Source organism: Vibrio sp. 10N.222.54.A3, assembly GCF_041474095.1.
Classification (GTDB): Bacteria; Pseudomonadota; Gammaproteobacteria; order Enterobacterales; family Vibrionaceae; genus Vibrio; species Vibrio crassostreae_C.
In genome coordinates this window covers 1-4,661 of sequence record NZ_JBFRTN010000164.1, presented here as the reverse complement: position 1 = coordinate 4,661, position 4,661 = coordinate 1, and the positions used below count along the sequence as shown (strand labels likewise).

The 4,661-nt window shown below is 39.5% G+C and carries 3 protein-coding genes; all 3 read right to left on the bottom strand.

The window, feature by feature from the left end:
* The coding region (tnpA, locus tag AB4507_RS22690) for an IS66 family insertion sequence element accessory protein TnpA (RefSeq protein ID WP_408063636.1) at positions 1–176 on the bottom strand (176 nt) is incomplete at its 3' end.
* A 473-nt stretch (positions 177–649) separates the two neighbouring features.
* The gene (locus AB4507_RS22685; RefSeq protein ID WP_372183465.1) at positions 650–2,269 is read right to left on the bottom strand and encodes a hypothetical protein; all 1,620 of its coding nucleotides are present in this window, start codon (positions 2,267–2,269) and stop codon (positions 650–652) included.
* 139 nt (positions 2,270–2,408) lie between these two features.
* A complete protein-coding gene (locus AB4507_RS22680) occupies positions 2,409–4,499 on the bottom strand; it encodes a carboxylesterase family protein (protein WP_372183463.1) in 2,091 nt (696 codons plus the stop codon).
* Between the last annotated feature and the right edge of the window lie 162 nt (positions 4,500–4,661).

Below are 4,661 nucleotides of genomic sequence, written 5' to 3'. Positions count from 1 at the left end.
GCTTTAACAAATCCGACAGATTCCGATTGGCTTGCTGTTTGGAGTTGACGCCGTTTGGCAAAGAACGTGGATAAACTCAGTCCATGCTCTTCACAAAAAGCGCGTTGGGTAACACTGCTGCTTTCATATTGCTCAAACAGTGATTGCCATTCTAGGTTGGTACGTCGTTTTGCCATTTCAACTCTCCTTTGGGTTGGAGAGTTGATCTTATTCTTCGTGCTGAAGGATTAGAATGCGGTGTTCATGGCACGCTTACGGATTAGCTGGCATTGTTATCCCCTTAAAAATCTAGACGACAACTATGCTGACACGGGGGGAAACAGCCGATCGCAATCACCGAAATACGCATAAGCGACATATTGTTTTTTAAAGTTAACTGGGCTTAGATATCCAAGAGCACTGTCCTTCTTGTTCGATTATAATCAACTTCGATGTGCTTGGATGAAAATACGCAAGTGCTTGATGCATCTCTTCTCGCGGGTGAGGTGTTGCGTTTCAAGTGGCGGAGAGCCTTTAAATCAGAATGCTACCCGAACAAAAAAATGGCCATAAGAAACTAAGATGTTTCATGGCCACATTGTTAGATTAATGTTAAATAAATTGAGCTACGGATACTCCCCATATTTCAGCTTAGTATTAACACAATCATTTACCATCGATAGCCCAAACTAACTGTATATGCTTCTCTTGTTTCACCTTTATTATAAAGGGCTGTGATATTATAGTGTTTACCTATTTGCTTATTAAAACCAATCAAATAAGCCCATTGATTTAGAGAAACATCAACGTCATAAGTGAACTCACCTTGTAACGCATCTACATAACCTAGATTACCGGATAACGTAGAATCTAAGCCTTGATATTCAGCACCAATTAATAACTGAGCTCTATAATCAACAAGCTGATAACCAACCATTGGTTGAGCAACAAACAGAGTATCACCCCAGCTCGAAGAGCCCTCTAATCGTGTTTGAGATGCGGTCATATTAAGCGTGGCGAAAAATTCTTTATACCCGACGGCTAGTGTAGTACCCACACCTAACAGATCATAGTCAAGACTTAAAGGAAGCTTCAATCGACCAGGGCTACACAGAGGGAGTCCTTCATTGCTTAGCGCACTACATAAGGCATCACCTAATCCAGGATCGATGCCGTTTAAACTATCTTTAACTTCGTTTAAACTCTCCGATGTATATTGCGCATCAATGGTTGCCTTAACTTTAATCTTTCCAGCTAAAGCGTAAACATTCCAGAAAGGCAAAATATAGACATCTCCCCTTATACTAAAACTCTCAGCATTAACTTTGGCGAAGGTCTCTGTCGGTTCAAAGTCCTTATCTAAATTCTGAAGGCCTAATGCTCCGAGACCTAAATCAAAAGATTGAAAGCCAAGATCCATATCTTGATTGCGATAAGCGACAGAAAAACCGTATGGAAGAGGAATATCAATACCTTGTCTACGGACTAAGTCTCCCATCAGTGGGAAAAAACTACTGACCTCGACCTTTTCTTCTCGAATACGAGGATCTGATGCTTCTTCAAGCTTTTCACTATCTAGAACTTCGACACCATCTACATCGTCATAAAAAGCGACGGGAGTCATGAGCAATGACAGAGTAAGCTTTTCTTTTTTTCTAGTTACTCCGTTTGCCACAATGGTTTTGCTTTTAACGTAAAATTGACCATTGTAACGCTCACTGATTAAGATTTCTTGTCTATAATCCTCAATTCTATAAGTACCATAGGTAAATGGTTGCGAATTAGTGATCACCATTTTAACAGGCTTGCGATCTTCAACACTTATCTCAACTCGCATGAAACGAAAATAGGCGACATCTTGAGGTAGTTGATACTTAGAATAGTTAAAACGTACAATTGCACGACGTTCATCTAATTCTTCAACGGTAACCGAAGACCGATCGTAACTATCTGAGTAGGCGCGAAGTCGATATTCTGTTTTAGTCAAATATTCAATGGAGTCTATCGCTCCACCATCTTCTGAGAGTGAAGGTTCACCATCGATTTGAGAAATTTGATCCTGAAAATATTTAATCCTCAAATCAATATTTCCCTTTAAATCTGTTGTTTGCACTAAATAAAAAGATGAAGATGAAGCCTCCTCATTAATTGAAGTGACTTTACGAACGTGCTCAACAATATGATCACCTTGAGATAAAGTACTAATACCATACTTAGGTAGGTGTTCCGGTATGCCATACTGCTCAAAAATCGAAGCTTCTTTTGCATTAGCAATATTAGAGAGTATCAAAATAAAAGAAAAGAAACTTACGCACCAAGATCTACGAAATAAAATAAAAAAAATTTCGATGATTTACTTTCATCTCTATCCAACAAACTCTATTTAGCATATGTAGCATCATTCCTACCTCACTGTAATAAAAGACGACTTAGTAAATAGCATCACAAATACCTTGTGATGTGCTAGCATCAATACCCATATTTATCGTAGCATCCCACGCTGTAATATTCTTGTTTATTTCGCCACCATCATCCGTGGCATTATTAACTATCACCAATATGTTATCTGTATCTTCTTGGTATCGATATTCAGGGTTGAATAATTCATCGCTAAACCACAAACTCGATACTTCTCCCATAAGAAGAAGGTCACCTTCATCAGGCGCTATCTTCGATCCGCTTTGGTTATATAATCGATTAAATACAAAAGGAATTTCAGCTTGGTTACAGGCTTTTCCACCGAAGCAAGCCAAATTACCTATTGTGTCAAAAATAGAGTCTTCAATCAGCTGGTTATTAAAACTTGCGACATAGTCAAAATGATAAATGATAGGAGTGATGTCATGATCGACTTCTTTTGCGTAATCACGAATAGCACATTTATATATCAATTGATTATTTAATTGATTAAACTTTCTTATCTCTTCTGATACCCCATCTAAAGTGGTAGGATTTCCCGATGGTGAGAAATCATCAAAGCGTAAAGGCGTGTCGGTCAACCGATCTACATATAGGATTGATGATATTAACGTGTACGCAGGTATATCTGCTATTTGTGGCAAATCACGAATATCATCACTATCTCCTATTAAAAATAGGACAACATCAAGTAATTTAATACCCGGTAATAATTCTATATTAATCAAGAATAGTAACTTTAACTCCGCTATATAACTATCCGTTTCATTGTTATTAAATCCTATAATAGAAGGGACGGTTAAAGGAGCTTCATGAGCGAGGCTTGTTACGTGATAGCCTGGGTATTCCTCATATTCTGTGCAAACCCCAAGGAATGTCTTTATGCACTCACGATGGGACTCAATGTAGGGTGAAAAGGGAAGTAATTTCGCTCGCGGTTCGATTGCTGCAATATCCGATGCGTATTTCAAAGTAAGCTTCGCCACAATCGATTCCGTGCTATCGCCATCTTCAATCCAGCCCAAGATGTCACTGACCATACTTTCGATGGTTTGGTCAGGTAAACCAAACAAGCGTCCCGTTATTTCTGCTTTTACTTGTTTTTGTAGTTCTAAAATCTGATCAACCGTCAATTGGTTAATACTTAAATCAGGATACAGCGTTGCCATTGCAGTTTCTAAAGTGTCGTATTGGTCTTTCGCTGCAGCGTATGATTCAAATGAAAGTCCGAGCGGTAAACTTTGCATAATCGCTCTGCTAAAGAAATTACCGGCAATATCATCTTCAGGATCGCGCTCTCCACTGGTTGTTTGCTGAAGCGCATTAATTGATGTCGCACCAGCACCTTGCCCAAATACAGTGACGTTTGTACTATCTCCGCCAAAGTCTTCGATATGTTGGCTAACCCACTCTAGAGCTCGCTTTTGATCACCAACCGCAAAGTTGCCTCCTTTCGTTTGACCTGCATCTTCAACCCACCGTTTTCCCAATAAACCAAGACGGTAGTTAAAAGTAACAGCGATAAAGGGGTTATCACTCATTGTACTTTGTGCAACGGCGACATCTGGAATTATATTGGGCAGGTGTCCAGATCCCGTTTCAAACGAACCACTATGGATATAAACATACACAGGTAATAAATCACCTGAAGTCGCATTATTAGGTCTCCATACGTTCAAGTAAAGGCAGGTCTCTGAGTACAATTCTGTTGAGCCAAACTGAGGGCATATGTTCCCAAAGTCTGTATACGAATTATTTTCGGTCACCGCTTGTGCTAGAGGCAGCATCACACTGTGTTCAAAACGGTCAGGCGCACCGAAGAAAAAATCACCTTCGCTACTATCGCCCGAGTAAGCATAAGGTATCCCTTTGAACGTTTCTATTGTAACCAGTGAGATACCGTCTTCAGTCGCAGAAAGTGAAGGGGCGACTGTGATTATTGGTTCTTTGAGGCCTTGTATAGTCACTTCACCTATTTGAGCCTCAAAAGTAATGGGTTGAGGTGATTCCTCTTCAGGATCAGGGGTAAAGCTGAACTCAGTAGAATCATCACGACAACCGAAAAGTACAACTCCGATCAAGACCAAAAATGCTTTTGTCATCACTTACCTCTTCAATATCGAAAGTAAAGAACATTGCTATCACGCTTTGAATACCAAAATCAATCTTCTAATATTAGACTTAAAAATCAGAAAAGGTGGACAATATTACAATTACAGGTTCTGTCGTAAACAGTGGTGATAGGGGCTTTGTTTCCTAATTGG

Bases quoted from the DNA above. Each gene is read 5' to 3' on its own strand.
- AB4507_RS22680 (WP_372183463.1), bottom strand. From the start codon at position 4,499: ATGACAAAAGCATTTTTGGTCTTGATCGGAGTTGTACTTTTCGGTTGT.